Below are 2,088 nucleotides of genomic sequence, written 5' to 3' on the forward strand. Positions count from 1 at the left end.
TAATGAAAGAGTCCCTGGGAGAAGTGGATATAATCTAAAGATATCATTTCTATGCTTTTTGATGTTTTTGGAGTCAATGGTTTCTCCTGCCATTTTTCTTTCCGATAAATCCAACCATGCTTTAGCTTTTAATGGAATTAAAATTTCGGATCCTATTATAGGCAGGTTGTCTATTATTGTTATATTTTGATGGATAAAATCATAATAAGCTGAGTCCAGAAGGATTGCTGATAGACTAGAAATTTCCTCATCAACCGGTATTGGTGTAAGTTCTGAATCTTTTGCTGAAACTTCAAGAGAATCTGGAACTTTAGAAAATAGTTCGAGCATTGTTGGAAAGTTCTTGTCGGCTGGAGAATGAAACCTATAAAAGAGCTTTTTTCCTGAACTTTTTTGTTTATTTGAGTATCCCCCATTTTCTATAAAATTCCAGAATTTTTGTACGAAAGCTGAATCCAGAGCTTCAATGCATAGTACTATATCAAGGTCCTTTGTAGCCCTAAACTCTGCCCCTGCTTCTTCCATAATTATACTTGAAGCAGTGCCTCCTATGAGTACATAACGATCTTCAAATCCTTTAAAGTGTTCCCTGAAAATATTTAATCCTTTTACCATTGTATATCCTTAATCAACCCTTCAAGAGCTTGTTTTAGTCGTTCATCTTCGGATTCTTTAAATTCAAGATATATAGACAATGGATCGGCAACACCATTTTTTGAGAAGGTTCGAGGATCATAGGCCCATTTCTGGATAATCATATCTTCATTAGGATTATCGATATTTGGATGAATTAAAATATCTTTTGACCTATTAAATATGGCAAATGTTGTCATATGTGGTTCATTAAGCATAGAATATTTCGAAAGAGCAGACTCTCCGGCAAGCACCAGATTATTACTTTCCTGAAAGGGGAAAGTTTTTGTTGACGTAACAGGGGATCTTAAAATAGGCAGTGCTGTATTCCAAAGATCAAATCCACTTAGATGGAATTCCAATACCTTTTCTTTCCCTAAGGTATGAACGGATGCTATATGATGAAGTTCTAACTCACTAAATGCACGCCCTACTGACATGTTTGAGATGTGTAAATTATGGGATATTTCAAAGGGTGATTTTCCGGTCCAATCCCTTTTATATAGTTTTCCAAGAACCAATAGCTGGGCGGAAGGACTGAGCTTTCCAGTTTTTCTTTTCTCGGGGGGAAAGATTTCTTTGAAATCCATTCCCATAAATGGTAGATACAGCTGTTTATCTGGAATAATGAAAGGTATTTTGGCTTGAATCAGTCTAGTTCGATCAGTAGAGGACACCGTATTTTTTACATAGATAATTCCTTTGGACCAATAGTTTGTAAGCATTTTGCAATGTTTGGAAATGACAGCCGGAGTATTTCCGTTTTCTCGATTCTCAATGAAAATAAGATTATCTGAATCTAATAAACGAAGCAGATAAAAAGAGTACTGTTCTTTGAGCAGAAGTGGGATTTTCCGTTCATCTTCCCAATGCCTGATGCTGCCTTTAAACCCAAAGGTTTTTTCAATGTATGAGAGAAGGAGTAGGATATCTGGGTCTTTGTTGTTTAACATTATAAATGAATAATAACATTGATACTGTTATTATTCAATATAAATGTTATATCTCAACAATTCGAATACCAATAGATTAATGAGCCAATTGCAAAATAGGTTTTCAGGAACCTCATATTGCATAAACATACAAACCAACACTCACATACCCCATGCCTGCTGCTGGCCCATGTGACTGACAGGAATCTGCCTCGATTTCGTTGTTAATTGATTGTTGAATATAGAAAAATTGGCTCATGAGATTACTCCCTTGAGCCTTTATTATGGGTTATCCAGCAAGATCTATATTTTCAGGTTTGTGGATTTTGTGGAAGTTCTACCCGGTACCTATAATCGTCAAATCACGCTTTCAAAGGCATAAAGTAAGCGCACTATAAATCGCTCTTAATCAACCGAATCTCCTTCAATAGAATGAACACAATCATCAATCAAGGAAAGGAGAAGTAATCGATGCACTATCACACCTATACAAGGAAAGAGAAGCTTGCTCACCTGGAGCGGG

1 protein-coding gene and 1 pseudogene are annotated in these 2,088 nt (G+C 36.1%); both read right to left on the bottom strand.

Annotated elements, in window-relative coordinates; translation table 11 throughout:
* Window positions 1-615: pseudogene (locus JF818_RS09130) on the bottom strand (hypothetical protein); the annotation flags it as partial.
* Window positions 609-1,586, bottom strand: a complete 978-nt coding sequence (locus JF818_RS09135) for a hypothetical protein (protein WP_198891708.1) — start codon at window positions 1,584-1,586, stop codon at window positions 609-611. The pseudogene JF818_RS09130 and the gene JF818_RS09135, both read right to left, overlap by 7 nt.
* Window positions 1,587-2,088: the final 502 nt, after the last annotated feature.

The organism is Sphaerochaeta sp. S2, assembly GCF_016406725.1.
Lineage (GTDB): Bacteria > Spirochaetota > Spirochaetia > Sphaerochaetales > Sphaerochaetaceae > Sphaerochaeta.

Bases quoted from the DNA above. Each gene is read 5' to 3' on its own strand.
- JF818_RS09135 (WP_198891708.1), bottom strand. From the start codon at position 1,586: ATGTTAAACAACAAAGACCCAGATATCCTACTCCTTCTCTCATACATT.